13 protein-coding genes are annotated in these 18568 nt (G+C 73.3%); 5 read left to right on the top strand and 8 right to left on the bottom strand.

The genetic code is table 11. The features are described 5' to 3' along the window. Positions 1–3039 (bottom strand): glutamate synthase large subunit (gene gltB, locus GCL84_RS25815; RefSeq protein ID WP_235926721.1); only part of this gene is annotated, 3039 nt, incomplete at its 3' end. 565 nt (positions 3040–3604) lie between these two features. On the opposite strand from gltB, the gene GCL84_RS25810 reads away from it, so the two are divergent. Continuing rightward, positions 3605–4075, top strand: coding sequence for an FxsA family protein (locus GCL84_RS25810; protein ID WP_235926720.1), 471 nt, complete (start codon positions 3605–3607; stop codon positions 4073–4075). Between the two features lie 51 nt (positions 4076–4126). Next, the gene (locus tag GCL84_RS25805; protein WP_156758155.1) at positions 4127–4642 is read left to right on the top strand and encodes a superoxide dismutase family protein; all 516 of its coding nucleotides are present in this window, start codon (positions 4127–4129) and stop codon (positions 4640–4642) included. A gap of 22 nt (positions 4643–4664) precedes the next feature. Here GCL84_RS25805 and GCL84_RS25800 read toward each other — a convergent pair whose 3' ends face one another. Beyond that, complete coding sequence (locus GCL84_RS25800; RefSeq protein ID WP_156758154.1) at positions 4665–5504, bottom strand: NUDIX hydrolase; 840 nt, start codon at positions 5502–5504, stop codon at positions 4665–4667. Next, positions 5505–8015 carry a DEAD/DEAH box helicase gene (locus GCL84_RS25795; protein WP_156758153.1) on the bottom strand — a complete coding sequence of 837 codons (2511 nt, stop codon included), beginning with the start codon at positions 8013–8015 and terminating at the stop codon, positions 5505–5507. A gap of 67 nt (positions 8016–8082) precedes the next feature. On the opposite strand from GCL84_RS25795, the gene GCL84_RS25790 reads away from it, so the two are divergent. Both GCL84_RS25790 and GCL84_RS29520 read left to right on the top strand, forming a co-directional pair. Continuing rightward, a complete protein-coding gene (locus GCL84_RS25790; protein WP_156758152.1) occupies positions 8083–9660 on the top strand; it encodes a carboxylesterase/lipase family protein in 1578 nt (525 codons plus the stop codon). Positions 9661–9796: 136 nt separating this feature from the next. Beyond that, complete coding sequence (locus tag GCL84_RS29520) at positions 9797–10009, top strand: hypothetical protein (protein ID WP_197523508.1); 213 nt, start codon at positions 9797–9799, stop codon at positions 10007–10009. Between the two features lie 50 nt (positions 10010–10059). Here the strand turns inward: GCL84_RS29520 and GCL84_RS25780 are convergent, their stop codons facing one another. The 4 genes from GCL84_RS25780 to GCL84_RS25765 all read right to left on the bottom strand — a co-directional run bounded on the left by GCL84_RS25780 (position 10060) and on the right by GCL84_RS25765 (position 14109). Beyond that, positions 10060–10896, bottom strand: a complete 837-nt coding sequence (locus GCL84_RS25780) for a metallophosphoesterase family protein (RefSeq protein WP_197523507.1) — start codon at positions 10894–10896, stop codon at positions 10060–10062. Positions 10897–10952: 56 nt separating this feature from the next. Further along, complete coding sequence (locus GCL84_RS25775) at positions 10953–11417, bottom strand: (2Fe-2S)-binding protein (protein WP_156758150.1); 465 nt, start codon at positions 11415–11417, stop codon at positions 10953–10955. Between the two features lie 2 nt (positions 11418–11419). Beyond that, the gene (locus GCL84_RS25770; protein WP_156758160.1) at positions 11420–13579 is read right to left on the bottom strand and encodes a molybdopterin cofactor-binding domain-containing protein; all 2160 of its coding nucleotides are present in this window, start codon (positions 13577–13579) and stop codon (positions 11420–11422) included. A 131-nt stretch (positions 13580–13710) separates the two neighbouring features. Next, complete coding sequence (locus GCL84_RS25765) at positions 13711–14109, bottom strand: ATP-binding protein (protein WP_156758149.1); 399 nt, start codon at positions 14107–14109, stop codon at positions 13711–13713. A gap of 203 nt (positions 14110–14312) precedes the next feature. Here GCL84_RS25765 and GCL84_RS25760 point away from each other — a divergent pair, with 203 nt between their 5' ends. After that, the gene (locus GCL84_RS25760; protein ID WP_156758148.1) at positions 14313–14675 is read left to right on the top strand and encodes an STAS domain-containing protein; all 363 of its coding nucleotides are present in this window, start codon (positions 14313–14315) and stop codon (positions 14673–14675) included. Here GCL84_RS25760 and GCL84_RS25755 read toward each other — a convergent pair. Beyond that, positions 14666–18430 (bottom strand): SpoIIE family protein phosphatase, encoded by a 3765-nt coding sequence (locus GCL84_RS25755; RefSeq protein WP_156758147.1) that lies wholly within the window; start codon positions 18428–18430, stop codon positions 14666–14668. The two genes, GCL84_RS25760 and GCL84_RS25755, sit on opposite strands and share 10 nt — an antisense overlap. Positions 18431–18568: the final 138 nt, after the last annotated feature.

Here is an 18568-nt window from a genome sequence, read left to right as displayed (position 1 = left end):
GTTGGCGTTCTTGAGGTCGTGGATGAGCTGGGCGAGGTCCTCGATGGAGTAGATGTCGTGGTGCGGCGGCGGGGAGATCAGCCCGACGCCCGCGGTGGAGTGCCGGGTGCGGGCGATCCACGGGTAGACCTTGTTCGGCGGCAACTGCCCGCCCTCGCCCGGCTTGGCGCCCTGGGCCATCTTGATCTGGATGTCGTCGGCGTTGACCAGGTACTCCGAGGTCACCCCGAACCGGCCGGAGGCGACCTGCTTGACCGCGGACCGGCGGCGCGGGTCGTAGAGGCGCTCGGGGTCCTCGCCGCCCTCGCCGGTGTTGGACTTGCCGCCCAGGTGGTTCATCGCGATCGCGAGGGTCTCGTGCATCTCCTTGGAGATCGACCCGTAGGAGATCGCGCCGGTGCCGAACCGCTTGACGATCTCCGAGACCGGCTCGACCTCGTCGACCGGCACCGGCGGGCGCACACCCTCCTTGAACGCGAACAGGCCGCGCAGCGTCTTGAGCGACACCGACTGGTCGTCGACCAGCTTGGTGTAGTCCTTGAACACCTCGTACCGGCCCGAGCGGGTGGAGTGCTGGAGCTTGAACACCGTCTGCGGGCTGAACAGGTGCGGCTCGCCCTCGCGCCGCCACTTGTAGTCGCCGCCCACCTGCAGCTCGCGGTGGTCGGGGTGCACGCCGTCGCGCGGGAACGCCGTGGCGTGCCGCTGCGCGACCTCCTCGGCCAGCACGTCGTAGCCGACGCCGCCGAGCTTGGAGGTGGTGCCGGTGAAGCACTCGTCGACGACCTCGGCGCCCAGGCCGAGCGCCTCGAAGATCTGCGCGCCGTGGTAGGAGGCCACGGTGGACACGCCCATCTTCGACATGGTCTTGCGCACGCCCTTGCCCAGCGCCTTGATCAGGTTGCGGGCCGCGGTGTGGCTGTCGACGCCGCCCTGGACCAGGCCGCGCGCGGCCAGGTCCTCGACGGTGGCCATGGCCAGGTACGGGTTGACCGCGGACGCGCCGTAGCCGATCAGCAGCGCCACGTGGTGCACCTCGCGGGCGTCGCCTGCCTCGATGATCAGCGACACCTGCGAGCGGGTCTTCTCGCGCACCAGGTGCTGGTGCACCGCGCCGACGAGCAGCAGCGACGGGATCGGCGCCTGGTGCTCCTCGACGCCGCGGTCGGACAGCACCACCACGCGCGCGCCGTCGCGGATGGCCTGGGAGACCTCGGAGCGGATCTCGGCGAGCTGCTCGCGCAGCGCCTCGCCGCCGCCGCGCACGTCGTAGCGGCCGTGGATGGTCACCGACTGGAACTCGGGCAGGTCGCCGTCGTCGTTGGCGTGCGCGAGCTTGGCCAGCTCGTCGTTGTCCAGCACCGGGAACGGCAGCGCGATCCGGCGGCAGGTGTCCGCGTCGCCGGTGAGCAGGTTGGGCTCGGCGCCGATCAGGGTGCCCAGCGAGGTGACCAGCTCCTCGCGGATGGCGTCCAGCGGCGGGTTGGTCACCTGGGCGAAAAGCTGCGCGAAGTAGTCGAACAGCGAGCGCTGCCGGGTGGACAGGGTCGCCAGCGGGGCGTCGTTGCCCATGGACCCGATCGGCTCCGCGCCGGTGCGCGCCATCGGCTCGAGGAGCAGCGTCAGCTCCTCCTCGGTGTAGCCGAAGGTCTGCTGCCGGGTCACCAGCGAGTCGTGCGAGGGGACCTCGCGCTCGCGCGCGGGCAGCGTCTCCAGCGGCAGCAGGCCCTGCTGGACCCACTCGCCGTAGGGGTGCTCGGCGGCGAGCCCGCCCTTGATCTCGTCGTCCTCGACGATGCGGCCCTCGGCGGTGTCCACGAGGAACATCCGGCCCGGCTCCAGCCGTCCCTTGCGGACGATCGTGGTCGGGTCGATGTCGAGCACGCCGACCTCGGAGGCCAGCACGACCAGGCCGTCCTCGGTGACCCAGTAGCGGGCCGGGCGCAGGCCGTTGCGGTCGAGGACCGCGCCGATCTGGGTTCCGTCGGTGAACGACACCAGCGCCGGGCCGTCCCACGGCTCCATCAGCGTCGAGTGGAACTCGTAGAACGCGCGGCGGGCCGGGTCCATCTCGGCGTGGTTCTCCCACGCCTCCGGGATCATCATGAGCACCGCGTGCGGCAGGCTGCGCCCGCCCAGGTGCAGCAGCTCGAGCACCTCGTCGAAGCTGGCCGAGTCGCTGGCCGAGCGGCCGATGATCGGGAAGACCCGCTTGAGGTCGCCGGGGATCAGGTCGCTGGCGAGCATCGACTCGCGCGCGTCCATCCAGTTCCGGTTGCCGCGCACGGTGTTGATCTCGCCGTTGTGCGCGATGTAGCGGTACGGGTGCGCCAGCGGCCACGCCGGGAAGGTGTTGGTGGAGAAGCGGGAGTGCACCAGGCCGATGGCGCTGGTCACCCGCTCGTCGGCCAGGTCGGGGAAGAACGCCTCGACCTGGGGCTCGGCCAGCATTCCCTTGTAGATCACCGTGCGCGAGCTCAGGCTGGCGAAGTACAGGCCGGTCTCGCCGTAGGCGTGCTCGGAGCGCTTGCGCACGCAGAACGCCAGCCGCTCCAGGGCCAGGCCGGAGCAGCCGTCGGCGGCGGCGAGGAAAAGCTGGGAGAAGTGCGGCATGACCTCACGGGCCGTGGCGCCGGTGTGCTCCGGGCGGATCGGCAGCTCGCGCCAGCCCAGGACGACCGCGCCCTCCTCGGCGGCGACCTCCTCGACGATGGCCACCGCCCGCGCGCGCTCGTCGGCGTCGACGGGCAGGAAGGCCGTGCCGACCGCGTAGGCGCCCGCCTCGGGCAGGTCGAAGTCGACCACGTCGCGGTAGAACGCGTCCGGGACCTGGATCATGATGCCCGCGCCGTCGCCGGTCTCGGGTTCGGCGCCCCGGGCGCCCCGGTGCTCCAGGTTGCGCAGGGCGACGAGTGCCTTGGCCACGGTGTCGTGGGTTCTGCGGCCGGTCAGGTCGGCCAGGAAGGCGACGCCGCAGGCGTCGTGCTCGAAGCTCTCGTCGTACAGGCCACCGCGCAGGTGGTCTTGGCGGGTCGTCACAGCTAGCGGCCCTCCCATTGGTCTGGAGCGCGCACACGGGTTCTGGGTACAGCTCGAGCGCGGGAGGGGGCCGTGCGGGCGCCTCTCACCGGCTCGCCCGGTGTCGCGGTGTCGGTGAATCCGGCGACGGATCGATGCCCGGGGCTGGGCGGTGGAGCGCACCTCGTCGTGCGGGACTTCGTGGGTGGCGGTGCTGCCTCGGAGCACTGCCGCGGAGCAGGGTGTTGTTGTGGCGCACCTCGTCGTGCGCGGGTCGTGCGTGGCAGGGACCTGCCAGGATCGCGGGCGGCGGCACCGAAGGGGTCGGTGCTACGGACCGTCGCCGAGCGTAACCTCAAGCCCGGGTTCGCCGAGCGGTCTCATGACCATAGTGTGAACGCGGCGTTATCGGGATAGTCCGTTACCCGCTCGTGGTGAAGGCCACGTCACCTTGACGGGTGACACGATCGGGTGCAGCTGGCGCTGACCAGCGGGTTTGTCCGCCCGGGGACGATTCGCGGTCCCCGCACGTTGTCAGGACATCCGATGAAACACCGGGGCCGGGTGTCGACCGAGGAGCGTAATCGTGCCGATACTGTTGTTGATCCTGTTCGCCGTGGTCGCGGAGGTCACCGTCGTGGTGACCGTGGGCGGCCTGATCGGGCTGCTGCCGACCCTGGCGCTGCTCGTGGCGGGCACCTTCCTCGGCGTGTTCCTGTTGCGGCGCGAGGGGACCAAGGCCCTCGAGGCGCTGCGCCAGGCCGCTTTCGCCCGCCGCCAGCCAGAGGGCGAGCTGGTCGACGGCATGTTGATCACCGCTGCCGGGATTCTCGTGTTCCTGCCGGGGTTCCTGAGCGACATCGTGGCGATCTCGTTGCTGCTGCCGCCTTCGCGGGCGCTGGTCCGGCGCTGGGTGCTGCGCCGGGCCCAGCGTGCCGCCCCCGGTCCGGTGGTCGTCGACTCCATCGTGGTGGATGCCGAACGCGTGCGTCCCACGATGATCGTGATCCCCGCCGCCCAGCGCGCGGACGATGATCAAGGCCCCACGATCGTGTGATGGTGCGGCGCGTCCGGTTGAGAGGGTGCCCAGCAGTGGAATCATCTGGACATGTACCTCCTCACCGCCCTTGCCTTCCTGTTCTTGTCGCCCACCGCGCAGTTCTCCGAGACCGGCCCGACTTACACCTACGACCCGGACGTCGTCCCCGTTGGCGCGGCGGCCGTCGCTGTCGCCATGGAGTCCGGTAACGTCCCAGTGGAACTGGGACGGACCAGGGTCGGCCTCGCGGTCGACGGCCTGCTCCCCGACCGCACCTACGGCGCCCACGTGCACACCGGCGAGTGCGGGGCGGACCCCGCCGCCGCGGGCCCGCACACGCAGAACCGGCCCGACCCCGTTCAGCCCTCGGTCGACCCGGCGTACGCGAACCCGGTCAACGAGGTCTGGCTCGACTTCACGACGAACGCCCAGGGCGACGCGGTCGCCATCGCGCGGGTGCCGTGGTCGCTGTCGGCCCGGGAGGCGCGGTCGGTGGTGCTGCACGCCGAGGGGACGCACACCGAGCCCGGCCACGCGGGGACGGCGGGCAAGCGGCTGGCGTGCGTTCCGCTCGAGTCGCGGTGACGCCCGCGGACCTGGCCAGGGGTCAGAGGCGGTCGAGCAGCCAGCGAGGGCCCAGGACATGGGCGCCGACGTCTTCGCAGCGGGCGCGCAGGGCGCGATCGGCGGTGACCACGTAGCAACCCGGGTGGGCGGCGGCCTGGTCGACGATCGTGTCGTCGCCCTCACCGGGGGAGTCGACGACGGTGACGCCGTCGACCGAGGAGACGCCCCTGGCCTGCCCCTCGACGACCAGGACAGCCACCGGGTGCGCCGTGTCGAATCCCGCGAAATCCGGGACGCCCCCGGCCACCAGGGCGGCCAGGCCGTCGCGCAGCCGGGTGGCCGCGCCCGCGCGGTCGCGCCACCAGCCGTCCGGGCGCGAGCCCATGACGTTGGCGCAGTCGACGACGAGCACGGGCGCGGTGACCAGTTCCATCAGCTCCGACCAGGATGAGGCGAACGCCGGGAACAGCTTACGGCGGCGGACCAGCGGCACGGGGACCCACGCGGCCGCGAGTGTCTCGCTGTTGCCGGGCCCGACCTCCGGCATCGCCGAGGCGGTGGCCAGCACCGTCGTGTAGGACCAGTCGCCGTGGTCGACCACCACCTGCCCGAACGGCCGCACCAGCCGCAGGTCCAATGTGCTCTCCTCGGCCGTCTCCCGCAGCGCCGCGGTCACCGGCGACTCGTGGCTGTCGCGGGCGCCGCCGAAGGTCCCCCAGGTGCCGCCGCCGGGCGTCCACCGCGCCCGCTGCTGCAGCAGCACGTGCGCCACCCCGTCGGCGTCGTGGTGCACCGGCAGCAGGCCCGCCGCGCCGTGCACACCCCAGTGCAGGTGCCCGCGCGCGCACTGGACCACCCGGTCGCCGTCGCCGCGCGCCACCTACAGCTCGCCCGCCGCGGTGATGTGGACGACGGCCGCGCCCGCCTCGTCGGAGGCGGCCAGGTCGACCTCGGCGGTGAAGCCCCAGTCGTGGTCGCCCGCGGGGTCGTCGAAGATCTGGCGGACCAGCCAGCGCTCGGACTCCTGCTCGATGACCAGCAGCGCCGGGCCGCGCGCGTCCGGGCCGACGCCGATCTGGGCGTGCGCGTCGAAGTACGGGTCCACCGCGTCCGCCCAGGCCTCGGCGTCCCAGCCGGTGTCGGCGTCCAGGGCGCCCAGGGCGTCCCAGTCCTGGCGGGCGCAGAGCTGCACGCGCTGGAACAGGGCGTTGCGCACCAGGACGCGGAAGGCGCGCTGGTTCTTGGTGATGGCGGGCGGCGCCGCCTCGACGGGACCGAGGCCTTCCTCGGCTGTGTCGTCACCGGGGTTGCTGAGCTTCTCCCACTCGTCGAGCAGGCTCGAGTCGACCTGGCGGACCAGCTCGCCGAGCCACTCGACCAGGTCGGTCAGCTCCTCGGTCTTGGCCTCGTCCGGGACGGTCTGGCGCAGCGCCCGGTAGGCGTCGGCGAGGTAGCGCAGCACCAGGCCCTCGGAGCGGGCGAGCTGGTAGAACGAGACGTACTCGGTGAACGTCATCGCCCGCTCGTACATGTCCCGCACGACCGACTTCGGCGACAGGTGGTTGTCGCCGACCCACGGGTGGCCCTGCCGGTAGGTGGCGAACGCGGCGAACAGCAGCTCCGCCAGCGGCTGCGGGTGCTTGACCTCCTCGAGCAGCTCCATGCGCTGGTCGTACTCGATGCCCTCGGACTTCATCGCCTGCACGGCCTCGCCGCGCGCCTTGTGCTGCTGGGCGGAGAGCACCTGCCGCGGGTCGTCCAGCGTGGACTCCACCACCGACAGCATGTCGAGGGCGTAGCTGGGCGACTCGCGGTCGAGCAGGTCGAACGCGGCCAGCGCGAACGGCGACAGCGGCTGGTTGAGCGCGAAGTCGAGTTGCAGATCGACCGTCAGCCGCACCCGGCGCCCGGTCTCGTCGGGCTCGGGCAGCTCCTCGACGACCCCGGAGTCGCGCAGCCCCCGGTAGATCGAGATGGCGCGCAGGATGTGCCTGCGCTGGGCAGGCCGCTCCTCGTGGTTGTCCTCCAGCAGGTGCCGCATGGCCGTGAACGCGTCACCGGGGCGGCCGATGACGTTGAGCAGCATGGAGTGGCTGACCTTGAAGCTCGAGGTCAGCGGCTCCGGCTCGGCGGCCACCAGCCGGTCGAAGGTCGGCTGCCCCCAGGAGACCATGCCCTCCGGCGGCTTCTTGCGGACGAACTTGCGCCGCTTCTTCGGGTCGTCGCCGATCTTGGCCAGCGACTTCTCGTTCTCGATGACGTGCTCGGGCGCCTGCACCAGGACGGTGCCGAGGGTGTCGTACCCGGCGCGGCCCGCGCGGCCCGCGATCTGGTGGAACTCGCGCGCCTTGAGCAGCCGGGTGCGCACGCCGTCGTACTTCGACAGCGAGGTGAACACGACCGTGCGGATCGGCACGTTGATCCCCACGCCCAGGGTGTCCGTGCCGCAGACGATCTTCATCAGCCCGGCCTGGGTCAGCCGCTCCACCAGCCGGCGGTACTTGGGCAGCATGCCCGCGTGGTGCACGCCGATGCCGTGGCGCACCAGCCGCGACAGCGTCTTGCCGAAGCCGGAGGAGAACCGGAAGTCGCCGATCAGCGCGGCGATGGCGTCCTTCTCCTGCCGGGAGCAGACGTTGACGCTCATCAGCGCCTGCGCCCGCTCCAGCGCCGCGGCCTGGGTGAAGTGCACGACGTAGATCGGGGACTGGTTGGTGCTCAGCAGTTCCTCGAGCGCCTCGGTCAGCGGCGTCAGGCCGAACGAGTAGAACAGCGGCACCGGCCGCTCGGCGGAGGTGACCACGGCGGTGTCGCGCCCGGTCCGCCGGGTCAGGTCCCCCTCGAACCGGGCGACGTCGCCCAGGGTCGCCGACATGAGGACGAACTGGGCCCTGGGCAGCTCGATGAGCGGCACCTGCCACGCCCAGCCGCGGTCGGGCTCGGCGTAGAAGTGGAACTCGTCCATGACGACCTGGCCCACGTCGGCGTCAGCCCCGTCGCGCAGCGCGATGTTGGCCAGGATCTCCGCCGTGCAGCAGATGATCGGCGCGCCGCCGTTGACCGAGGAGTCGCCGGTCATCATCCCGACGTTCTCCGCGCCGAAGGTGTCGATGAGCGCGAAGAACTTCTCCGACACCAGCGCCTTGATCGGCGCGGTGTAGAAGCTGCGCCGCCCCTCGGCCAGCGCGGCGAAGTGCGCGCCGGTCGCGACCAGGCTCTTGCCCGACCCGGTGGGGGTGTTGAGGATGACGTTCGAGCCGGACACGATCTCCAGCAGCGCCTCCTCCTGCGCGGGGTAGAGGCTCAGCCCGCGCTCGGTCGCCCACCCGGAGAAGGCGTCGAACAGCGAGTCGGGATCCGGGGTGGCGGGCAGCCGCGAGGTCAGCGTCATGGTGGCCCGATCGTGCCAGATCCCGCGGGGGCCGGGTCACCGCGGCGCGCTCGGTACGGTGCTCGCCATGGTCAAGATGGGGGTGCGCGGCCTGCTCGGCGCGCTGGTGGTGCTCGGGGCCGCGCTGACGGCCTCGGCGAACGCGGCGGACGGGCGGGGCCCGGTCCTGGTGGGGACCGAGGGCGGACTGGTGCGGGGCGGCGCCGCCGGTCCGGTGCGGACGTTCCGCGCGATCCCCTACGCGGCCCCGCCGGTGGGCGAACTGCGGTGGCGGGCCCCGGGGCCCGTCGTGCCGTGGGCCGGGGTGCGCGACGCGACGTCGCCGGGGTCGGCCTGCGTGCAGCTCTCCCCGGGCCAGTTGCCCCCGGGCGTGCGCGAGAGCGAGGACTGCTTGAACCTGACGGTCACCACCAAGGCGAAGCCGGGCGCGGGCAAGCCCGTGATCGTGTGGGTGCACGGCGGCGGGTTCGCGAACGGCACCTCCGCCGCGGTCGACGCCACCCGGATGGTCGACCGGGGCGACGTCGTGGTGGTGGCGGTCAACTACCGGCTCGGGGCGCTCGGGTACCTGGGGCTGCCGGGCCTGGCCGGGTCCGGCACCTTCGGCCTGCAGGACCAGCAGGCGGCGCTGCGGTGGGTGCGGGGCAACATCGCGGCCTTCGGCGGCGACGCGCGGCGGGTGACCGTGGCGGGCCAGTCGGCGGGCGGGGTGTCGGCGTGCCTGCACCTGACCTCGCCGGGGTCGCGGGGGCTGTTCTCCCGGGTGGTCATGCAGAGCGGCTCGTGCGACACGAACATCTCGCTGGTCTCGCCGGGCGTCGCCGAGGTGGCGCCCGCGCGGCGGAAGTTCACCCGGCCGCTGGCCGAGGTCGAGGCGGCGGGCAGGCGCGCGGCGGCGACGCTGGGGTGCGCGGACGTCGCCTGCCTGCGCGCGCTCGACGCGGGGGCCGTGCGCGCGATCACGCCGGGCTCCGCGGTGGTGGCCCACGGGACCCCGACGCTGCCCGAGGACCCGGTGCGGGCCTTGCGGCGCGGGCACGCCGCGCGCGTCCCGGTGCTCTCCGGGGCCAACGCCGACGAGTCCAGGCTGCTGGTCAGCATCTCCCACCTCCTCGACGGCGCCCTCACCGACGAGCGGTACGCGGAGGTCCTCGCCGACGGCTTCGGCGCTCGGGCTGCCGCTGTGCGCGCGGTGTACGACCCGGCGCGGTTCCCGGACGCCTCGGGGCGGCCGAGTCCGGCGCTCGCCCTGGCGGCGCTGATGACCGACCGCGACTTCGCCTGTCCCCAGTACGAGACGAACGCCTTGCTGCCCGGTGCCCTCGGCTACTCGTACTCCGACCCGGACGCGCCCACCGGGGTGCCGTCCCATGCGCCGGGGTTCACGATGGGGACGCCGCACCTCGCCGAGCTGTACTCGCTGTTCGACATGACGCCCGCGCCGGTCCGGTCGGACGGGTCGGCGTTCGTGGCCAGTGCGGCGCAGAAAGTGTTGGCGGACAGGATGGTCGATGATTGGGCGGCGTTCGCGGCGGGGCGGGAGCCTTGGCGGGCGGGGACCACGCAGGGGTTCGCGCCGGGGGCGGTGGGGGAGGTGGACGCGTTCGCGGCGCATCGGTGCGGGTTCTGGCGGACTATCCCGTGAACGGGGGCTCCCAAGGCCACTTGCTCCGTGAATCACGCCCATATGTACCCTACCGAGCTAGGCCATATGGTCTAGCGCTGACATGAGTCGGCTGCGCATCGGAACCCGCTTCGGCGGGTGAGCAAAGGGGTATCCCATGAACGTTCGTAGGCGGACCGCTGCGACGCTGGCCGCGCTGGGCGCCACCGCCGCGCTGTCGCTGGCCACCGCAGGCGTTGCCTCGGCCGACGAGGGCCTGCTCGACAACGGTCTCGGCCTCCTCGGCGGGGGCGGCGCAGGCGGCCCCCTCGGTGGCGCCAGCGGCCTCCTCGGCGGCGGTGCTGGGGGCGGTGGCCTCCTCGGCGGCTGATCGACCCGGTCACGCGCACCGGTAGCCATCCGCCGGTGCGGGGGCCCGTTCTACACCGGCGCGGGGGTGGGGAGGATTCGCCGCAGGAGGCCGTGTGGGTGGCCGTGGCGTTTCCACTCCCGGGGGTAGCCCAGGGAGACCTCCTGGAACTTGACGCCGTCGTGGTGGGTGATGCGGGGGATGTGCAGGTGTCCGTAGACCATCGCGGCGGTGGGGTAGCGGGTGTGCCAGTCGGCGGTCAGTTCCGTGCCGCACCACTGGGCGAACTCCGGGTACCGCAGGACCCGCGTGGGCTCGCGCACCAGCGGGTAGTGGTTCACGAACAGGAACGGCACGGCGGGGTCGCAGGCGTCGAGGCGGGCGGTGGTCGACTCGACCCTGGCCCGGCACCAGTCCTCGCGGCCCTCGAACGGGTCGGGGTGCAGGTAGAACTCGTCGGTGCAGACCACGCCGGTGTTGTGCGCGTAGGCCAGCGACTCCTCCTTGGTGCGGGTGCCCGGGGCGCGGAAGGAGTAGTCGTAGCCGATGAACAGGGGGGTGACCCGGACCGGGCCACCGCCGCCCTCCCACACCGGGTACTCGTCCTCCGGGGTCACCACGCCCAGCTCGCGGCACAACGCCACCAGCGCGTCGTAGCGCTCGACGCCCTTGGCCTGCAACGAGTCCTGCTTCATCGTCCACAGCTCGTGGTTGCCGGGGACCCACACGACCTTGGCGAACCGCTCGGCCAGCAGGCCCAGCGCCCAGCCGATGTCCTCGGCCGTCTCGGCGACGTCGCCCGCCACGACCAGCCAGTCGTCGTCCGACTCGGGACGCAGGTCGCTGACGATCTCACGGTTCTCCGCGTAGGAGATGTGCAGGTCGCTGATTGCCAGAAGGGTTCCCACCCGCCGATCTTCGCATTCCCCGGCCGGGCGCGGGCACGGACCGCCTGTGGTCAGGGTCACCGGGCCCGGCGCAGCTCCGCCGCCCGCTTGATGGCCTGCCGGACCCGGAAGTAGGAGCCGCAGCGGCACACGTTCTCGATGGCGTCGATGTCGGCGTCGGTCGGGTCGTCGGTGCGCTCGAGCAGAGCGGCGGCGGCCATGATCTGCCCCGGCTGGCAGTACCCGCACTGCGCGACGTCCTGCTCGAGCCACGCCTGCTGCACCGGGTGCAGGGTGTCGCCGTCGGCCAGGCCCTCGATCGTGGTCACCGACCGCCCGGCGACCTCGGCCACCGGCGTCACGCACGGGTTGAACGCCGCGCCGTCGAGGTGGCTGGTGCAGGCCTTGCAGACGTTGATCCCGCACCCGTACTTCGGGCCGGTGACGCCGAGCTTGTCCCGCAGCGCCCACAGGGTGGGCAGGTCGTCGGGGGCCTCGACGGTGACGCTGCGGCCGTTGACCGTGAACGTGTGCTGGGGCATGGCTACCTCGGGTACGGCTCGAAGTCGACGGGGAAGACCAGCGGGAAGCTGCGCGGCTTGACGCCGGTCGCGCGGGCGTAGGCGTTGGCGATCGCGCCCACGGCGGCGGGCACGCCCAGCTCACCGGCCCCGCCCGGGTCGCCGGTGGCGGGCATGACGAACACCCGGACGTCGGTGGGGGAGTCCTTCTGCCTGGCGTAGTGGAACTGCGAGTAGCTGCCCTCCAGCGGCAGCCCGGCGTCGATGTGCAGGCCCGCGCGCAGCGTCGTGGAGATCGCGTCGGTCAGCCCGCCCAGCATCTGCGACTCCAGCCCGCGCGGGTTCACCGCCCGGCCCACGTCCACCGCGCAGGTCGCCTTGAGCACCCGCGGCGCCCGCGGGTCGCGGGCGTCGATCTCCACCAGGTAGGCCACGCAGGACTTGTACTCGTCGTGGAAGCCGACGCCCTGGGCGAACCCGGCGGGCATCGCCCTGCCCCACCGGCCCTCGGCGGCGACCTTGTCCAGCACCGCGCGCTGCCGGGCGGTCTTGAGGTGCTCGCGGCGGAAGGCCACCGGGTCCTTGCCCGCCGCCTCGGCCACCTCGTCGACGACGATCTCCTCCGCGCCGCGGGTGTTGGCCGAGTAGACCGAGCGCCAACTGCCGGTGTGGAAGCCCATCGGCACCTCCACCAGCGACTGGTTGGTCAGGCCGAAGTTGTACGGCGACTTGACCGTGGTGCGGAACACGATGTTGGGGAACGCCAGGTCGTCCGCCACGGGGAGCTGCTCGGCGTTGGCGGTGACCGCGTCGCCGACGCCGTGGCCGAAGTCGGTCTCCACGGCGGCGACGCGGTGGTCCAGGCTGAGCACGGAGCCCAGCGCGTGCACCACGCGGATCTTGTGGTGGCTGGCGGCGCGGGCGCGGCCGTGGCGCATGTCGTCGACCCGGCTCCACATGAGCTTCACCGGCATCCCCACCGCCTGGGAGATCAGCGCGGCCTCGACCGCGGCGTCGCCGAACAGCCTGCGCCCGAAGGACCCGCCGCCCTGCACGACGTGCACGGTGACGTCGTCCTCGGCCATGCCCAGCGCCTGGGCGATGCCGGACTGGACCTGGACCGGCGACTTGAGCGCCGACCAGATCTCGGCCCGGTCGGCGCGCACGTCGGCGATGGCGGAGTTGGTCTCCATCGGGGCGTGGCTGACGAAGGCGAAGTCGAACTCGGCGTCGACGGCCTGGCCCAGCAGCGGCGGCCCGCCGAAGCCCGCCGCGGCCGCGCGGAGCCTGGTCGAGACGGTCGCGTCGGACTCGCCGTCGACCGTGCCCGCCGTCCAGCTCACCACCAGCGCGTCCTTGGCGTCGAGCGCCTGGCCGAAGGTCTCGGCCACCACGGCGACACCGGTCGCGACCACGGCCACCGCCAGCACCCCGGGCATGGCCCGCACCGCCGCCTCGTTGGCCACCGCGGCGACCCGGCCGTTGATCGTCGGCGGCCTGCGCACCATCGTCGGCCGGGCGCCGGGGACGTCGAGGTCGAGGGTGTAGCGCTGCTGCCCGGTGACCATGGCGCGGGCGTCGATCCGGTTCGCCGGGGTGCCGATGACCCGCAGGTCCCGGTCCGGCTTGGTGATCACCGGTCCGACGAGCAGCGAGGGTTCGGCCGCGGCGGCGGCGAGCTCGCCGTAGCGCGCGGTGCGGCCGTCCCCGGCCACGACCAGGCCGTCGCGGGTGCGCAGGTCGACCGTGCGCAGCCGCGCCGCCGCGGCGGCGACCAGCCGCGCCCTGGCGGTGGCCGCGGCGCGGCGGACCGGGCCGTAGAGCGACCGGATCGCGTTGGAGCTGCCGGTGAGCTGGCTGGACGACAGCTCGGGGCGGGCGTCGTCCAGCTCCACGTGCACCCGGTCGAGCGGCAGGTCCAGCTCCTCGGCGACCAGCATCGCCGCGGCCGTGGTGATGCCCTGGCCCACCTCGGCGCGCGGCAGCCGCAGCGTCGCGGTCCCGTCGGTGTCGACGCGCAGCACCAGCATGTGCGCGGTGGGCGCGCCCGCCAGGATCAGCACGTCGCCGAGGTCGACCAGGTCCGCGAGCTGCGGCAGCGTGGGCACCGCGGCCTGGGCCGCCGTGGGCAGCAGCTCGCCTGCCACGGTCAGGGTGGGGGCCGCGACCAGCAGCGTGAGCATGGCCCGCCTGCGGAACCGGGTCACCAGTGCCTCCTCGAGCCAGGGGAGGCCGACTGTAGGCACGAGCGAGCCACGTCACAACTCAGAGTGACAGTTCTTTGTGGTTTTTGTCACCAACAGGGGAAAGGTGGTCACACATTGCGGTGTTTTCTCACCTCTACGTGCACGGCGCGGTCCGAGCCACCCCCCTGCCAGGTGCGGGCGTCGTCGGTCAGGGTGCACAGCACATGCCAGCCGAACGACTCCGGCGACGGCAGCCGCCCGGTCGCCGACGGCGCCCAGGCGGTGACGACGATGTCGGCGCCCGACACCCGGAACAGGCAGGTGAGCTCGGCGCCCCGGCGGGCGAGCGCGATGACCTGCGAGCACACCTCGTCCACCGCCAGGCGCAGGTCGGAGACCTGGTCCAGCGGCAGGTCCACACCCATGGCCACGGTCGCGGCGACACCGCGCACGACCGGAAGACTCCCGAAGTCCGCGGGTAACCGCAGTTCCACGTCGTCGTGATGCGCGGTCTCCGGCATGGTCATGTCGTCACGATCCCCACTCTCAGTGCCGGCGCCACCCCTCCCGGGTGACGCCAACTGCCCGGGTATTACCCCGCCCGTGCCCGGTCGACACGCCCCTGGGTGTTCTCATCGCCGCACCGGGCTCGCATCCCTTTAGTATCCCCGGGGGACGTTGAGCAGCCAGCGGCCCCGATCAGGATGATGACCCGGTCAGAAGGGCTGGCATGAGCACGTCGGAATTGTTGACGGTCGAGTCGGGTGACGACGCGGCCGCCGTGCTGCTGCGCGTGCGCGGGGAGATCGACATGGGCACCGCCCCGATCTTGCGCCGCGGCCTCGCGGGCGCCGCCGCGCGGCGCACTGACGACCGCCCCGTCGTCCTCGACCTCACCTCGGTCGGCTTCCTTGCCTCGGCCGGGCTGGCCCTGCTCGTGGAGTTCCACCAGCAGCTCGCCGACTCCGGCGCGGCGCTGCGCGTGGTCAGCGGCGGCGGCCCGGTGCTGCGCGCGATCCAGGTCAGCTCGCTGGACAAGATCCTGGCCGTGTACCCCTCGACCGAGCTGGCCCTGGCGGGCGATCACGCCTGATCGCCGGTGTGCCGGTAGATCAGCGCGGCGATGTCGTCGTCGTGGTCGTGCGGGGTCACCAGCCCGGTGATCACCCGGTCCAGCACCGCGTCGAGCCCCGGCTCCGCCGCCGCCTGGCCCAGCACCCGCAGCGCCCGGCCGATGCCCTCGTCGATGACCTCGCCGCGCCGCTCGACCAGGCCGTCGGTGTAGAGCAGCACCAGGCAGCCCTCGGCCAGCTCCACCCGGGCCTGCGGCCGGGGCATCCCCGGGGCCACGCCCAGCGGCACCGAGTTGGCCCCGTCCAACAGCGCGCCGTCGCCGTCGCCGCCGACCACGAGGCCCGGCAGGTGACCGGCGCTGCTGTACTCCAGTGTCCCGGCGCCGCGGTCGACGATCGCGCAGAACACCGTCGTGCACACCGCGCCCGGCAGCATCTCGGCGAAGTCGTCCAGTGTGGTCAGCACCTGCGCCGGGCCGATCGCCTGGCGCAGCAGCGCCCGGCAGGCGCTGCGCAACTGCCCCATCACCGACGCCGCGCGCAGCCCGCGGCCGACGCAGTCGCCGACCACCACGCCCACCCGGTGCGCGTCGAGCCGGACCACGTCGTACCAGTCGCCGCCGACCTCCAGCGGCTCCACCGCGGGCTCGTAGCGCACCGCGAAGCCCGACGGCAGCGACGTCGGGCCCAGGATGGACCGCTGCAGCGTCACCGCGACGGTCCGCTGCTCGTCGAACGCCCTGGCCCTGGTCAGCGCCTGGCCCAGCAGCGCGCACAGCGAGCTGAACAGGTACCGGTCGACGTCGGTGACCACCTGCGGCGGGTCCAGCCCCAGCCACACCGCCGTCGGCTCACCCGCGATGTCCAGCCGGGTCGCGATCCCGACCGACCGGCCGCCGCCGTCCTCGGCCACCACCCGGGTGCCCCGGGTGTGGCGGGCGCCCTCCAGCGCCCGCCGCGCCGCCCCGGGCAGCCCCTCCCACGTGCGCCCCGACGGGTCGCGCAGCACCGTGGGCACGTCGCGCTCCTCGACCCCGGCCTCGTCCGGCTCGGTCACCCACGCCGCGACCACCGCGGGCCCGGTCGACCACGCCGCCCCCAGGCCCGCCGTGCCCGCCTCCAGCACCGCGCCCACGTCGGCGGCGTCGGCGAGCCTGCCCGCGAAGGTGGCCTGGGCGGCGTCGCGCTCCGCGGCCACCCGGTCGGCGGTGACGTCGCGCATCGTGCCGACGAACCGCTTCGCCACGCCGGGGACCGCGACCTCGTTGAGGCTGACCGACAGCCACAGCCGCCGCCCCGACGGGCGCACGGCCGGGACCAGGAACCGGCCGCCGCCGTCGGTCAGGCCCTCGCTGAGCAGGGTCTCGAGCTTCTCGCCGGTGTCCGGGTGCGGCGGCACCCACGGGTAGGGCCTGGTGACCGGCACGTCCGCCGGGTCGATGCCGAGGGTCTGGGCGAAGGCGGCGTTCATCTCCAGGATCGCGCCGTCGCCGTCCATCATGAAGAACCCGTCGTCGAGCGCCTCCACCAGCGCCGCGCGCCACGCCGCCTGCTGGGTGCGCAGCCGGGCCATCTCCAGGTTCGACCGCACCCGCGCCAGCAGCTCCTGGGCGGAGAACGGCTTGCTCAGGTAGTCGTCGGCGCCGCGGGCCAGGCCCTCGATCGCGGCCTCCTCGCCCGCCCGCGCCGAGAGCAGCACCACCGGGATGTGCGCGGTGGCCGGGTCCCCGCGCAGCCGGTCCAGCAGGGTGAACCCGTCCACGCCCGGCATGACCACGTCGCTGATCACCAGGTCCGGCCGGGACCGGCGCACGACGGCGAGGGCCTGCTCGCCGTCTGCGACCGCGGTCGCCTCCCAGTGCTTGCCCAGCAGCCGCACCAGGAACCCGCGCAGGTCGGCGTTGTCCTCCACCACCAGCACCCGGGCCCCCGCCGTGCCCCTCGGGTCGGACCCGGCGGCGTGGGTGTCACCGCGCAGCGCGGGCGGCTCGTCGTCGCTCTCCTGCCAGCCCCGGCCCTCGCCCCACCCCATGGCCTCGTCCAGGTAGGCCTCGGCCGCCACCCCGCGCGGGGGCACCTCGGAGGTGGCCGGGGACTGCCCGTAGGGCAGCACGATGGTGAAGCTGCTGCCGCGTCCCGGCTCGCTGTCCACACCGATGTGCCCGTCGTGCAGCGCCACCAGCTCCGCGGCCAGGGCCAGGCCGATCCCGGTGCCCTCGCGGGAGCGGCCCGCGGCCCCGCGCACCCGGTGGAAGCGCTCGAAGAGCCTGGGCACGTCCTCGGCCGGGATGCCCAGGCCCGTGTCGGTCACCGACACCCTGGCCTGGCCGTCGCCGTCGGCCACCCGCACCTCGACCCGCCCGGCGAGGGTGAACTTCAACGCGTTCGACAGCAGGTTCAGCATGACCCGCTGCCACATGTCCCGGTCCACCGACACCGGCCGGGGCAGCGGCGGCGCGTCGAGGACCAGTTCCAGGCCCGCCCGCTCGATCGCCGGGCGGAACGAGTCGGTGATGGCCCTGGTGAACTCGGCCAGGTCGGTGGCCACCCGCTCCGGGCGCAGCGCGCCGGACTCGATCCGGGTGAAGTCCAGGAGGTTGTCGACCATGCGGCTGAGCCGGGTCGCGTTGCGCCGGATCAGCTCCACCCGCTCCCGCTGCGCACCGGCGAGCGGCTCGACCCGGTCGGTCAGCGCGTCCTCGGCCGGGCCCGCGATCAGCGTCAGCGGGGTGCGCAGCTCGTGGCTGATGTTGGCGAACAGCTCGGTCTTGGCCCGGTCCAGCTCGGCCAGCGCGCTGGTCCGGCGCCGCTCCGCGTCGTGCGCGGCGGCGTTGCCCAGCGCGGAGGACACCCCGGCGGCGAACAGGTCGAGGAAGTCGCGGTAGCCCTCGTCCACCGCCAGCATCGGGTTGACGCCTGCCACCAGCACCCCGACCGTGCCGGTCGGGGTGGTCAGCGGCATGGCCAGCGAGCGCGGCTCGCCCGCGCGGTCGGGCAGCCACGCCGCCTCGCCGTCGGCCAGCACGGTGGCCAGCACCTGGACCGCCGGGTCCGGCCGGGTCAGCTCCACCGCGGTGGGCAGCGCGCCCCGGCGCACCGCGCCGAGCAGCCGCAGCGTGTCGCGGCGCTCCTCGTCGCACAGGTACACCAGCGCCGAGGGCAGGTCCTCGGGGAACTCGCTGACCGCCGTCGCGGCCGCCCGGCCCACCCGCTCGGCGGTGTCCAGCCCGGACAGCCGGGTGCCCAGCAGGCCCAGCGCGCGCATCCGCCGCTCGCCGAGCACCCGGGCGGTGGTCTCGGTGACCAGGCACAGCACGCCCCCCACCCGGGTCCCGCCCGACCCGGGCTCGTCGACCAGGACGGGGTCGTAGGAGATGGTGAAGTAGGTCTGCTCGAGGAACCCGCGCCGGACGATGGGGAACGGGTGGTCCTCGGCCCGGAACGGCTCGCCGGAGCCCTGGACCCGGTCCAGCAGCGGCGCGAGCACCCCCCACAGCTCGCCCCAGTTCTCCTCGGCCGGGCGGCCCAGCGCCCCGGGGTGCTTGTCACCGATGGTGGGGGCGTAGGAGTCGTTGTAGAGCGCGATGCGCCGGGGGCCCCAGAACAGCACCATCTGCTGCTTGGACGACAGCATGGTGCGCACGACGGAGCGCAGTTGCGCGGGCCAGCCCGCCACGTCGCCCAGCGGGGTCGAGGGCCAGTCGACGGCCGCCATCAGCGCCGCCGCGGCGTCCGGTCCGGTGAAGACCCGTCCACCCTCGTGCTCGACCGCCACCCAGCCGCCTCCCAGCCGCCTGTTCCCCGCGCCGCGACAAGACTATCCGCCGGGACCGGGACCCCGCCCACTCGAGTTGTTCGGCCGCTGTGGGCCCGGGCGGCTACATTGGGCGCGAAACCTCGCGTCGCGGGGTGT

It is taken from the genome of Actinokineospora pegani, from assembly GCF_009745975.1.
In the GTDB taxonomy this organism is placed as follows: domain Bacteria; phylum Actinomycetota; class Actinomycetes; order Mycobacteriales; family Pseudonocardiaceae; genus Actinokineospora; species Actinokineospora pegani.
Note: the sequence above shows the minus strand (reverse complement) of the source record. Positions and strands in the feature narration are given on the sequence as shown.

What these genes read in the sequence shown, in the direction of transcription:
- GCL84_RS25805 (WP_156758155.1), top strand. Translation starts at nt 4,127, where the DNA reads ATGTACCTCCTCACCGCCCTTGCCTTCCTGTTCTTGTCGCCCACCGCG.
- GCL84_RS25775 (WP_156758150.1), bottom strand. Translation starts at nt 11,417, where the DNA reads ATGCCCCAGCACACGTTCACGGTCAACGGCCGCAGCGTCACCGTCGAG.
- GCL84_RS29520 (WP_197523508.1), top strand. Translation starts at nt 9,797, where the DNA reads ATGAACGTTCGTAGGCGGACCGCTGCGACGCTGGCCGCGCTGGGCGCC.
- GCL84_RS25760 (WP_156758148.1), top strand. Translation starts at nt 14,313, where the DNA reads ATGAGCACGTCGGAATTGTTGACGGTCGAGTCGGGTGACGACGCGGCC.
- GCL84_RS25770 (WP_156758160.1), bottom strand. Translation starts at nt 13,579, where the DNA reads ATGCTCACGCTGCTGGTCGCGGCCCCCACCCTGACCGTGGCAGGCGAG.
- GCL84_RS25790 (WP_156758152.1), top strand. Translation starts at nt 8,083, where the DNA reads ATGGTCAAGATGGGGGTGCGCGGCCTGCTCGGCGCGCTGGTGGTGCTC.
- GCL84_RS25765 (WP_156758149.1), bottom strand. Translation starts at nt 14,109, where the DNA reads ATGACCATGCCGGAGACCGCGCATCACGACGACGTGGAACTGCGGTTA.
- GCL84_RS25795 (WP_156758153.1), bottom strand. Translation starts at nt 8,015, where the DNA reads ATGACGCTGACCTCGCGGCTGCCCGCCACCCCGGATCCCGACTCGCTG.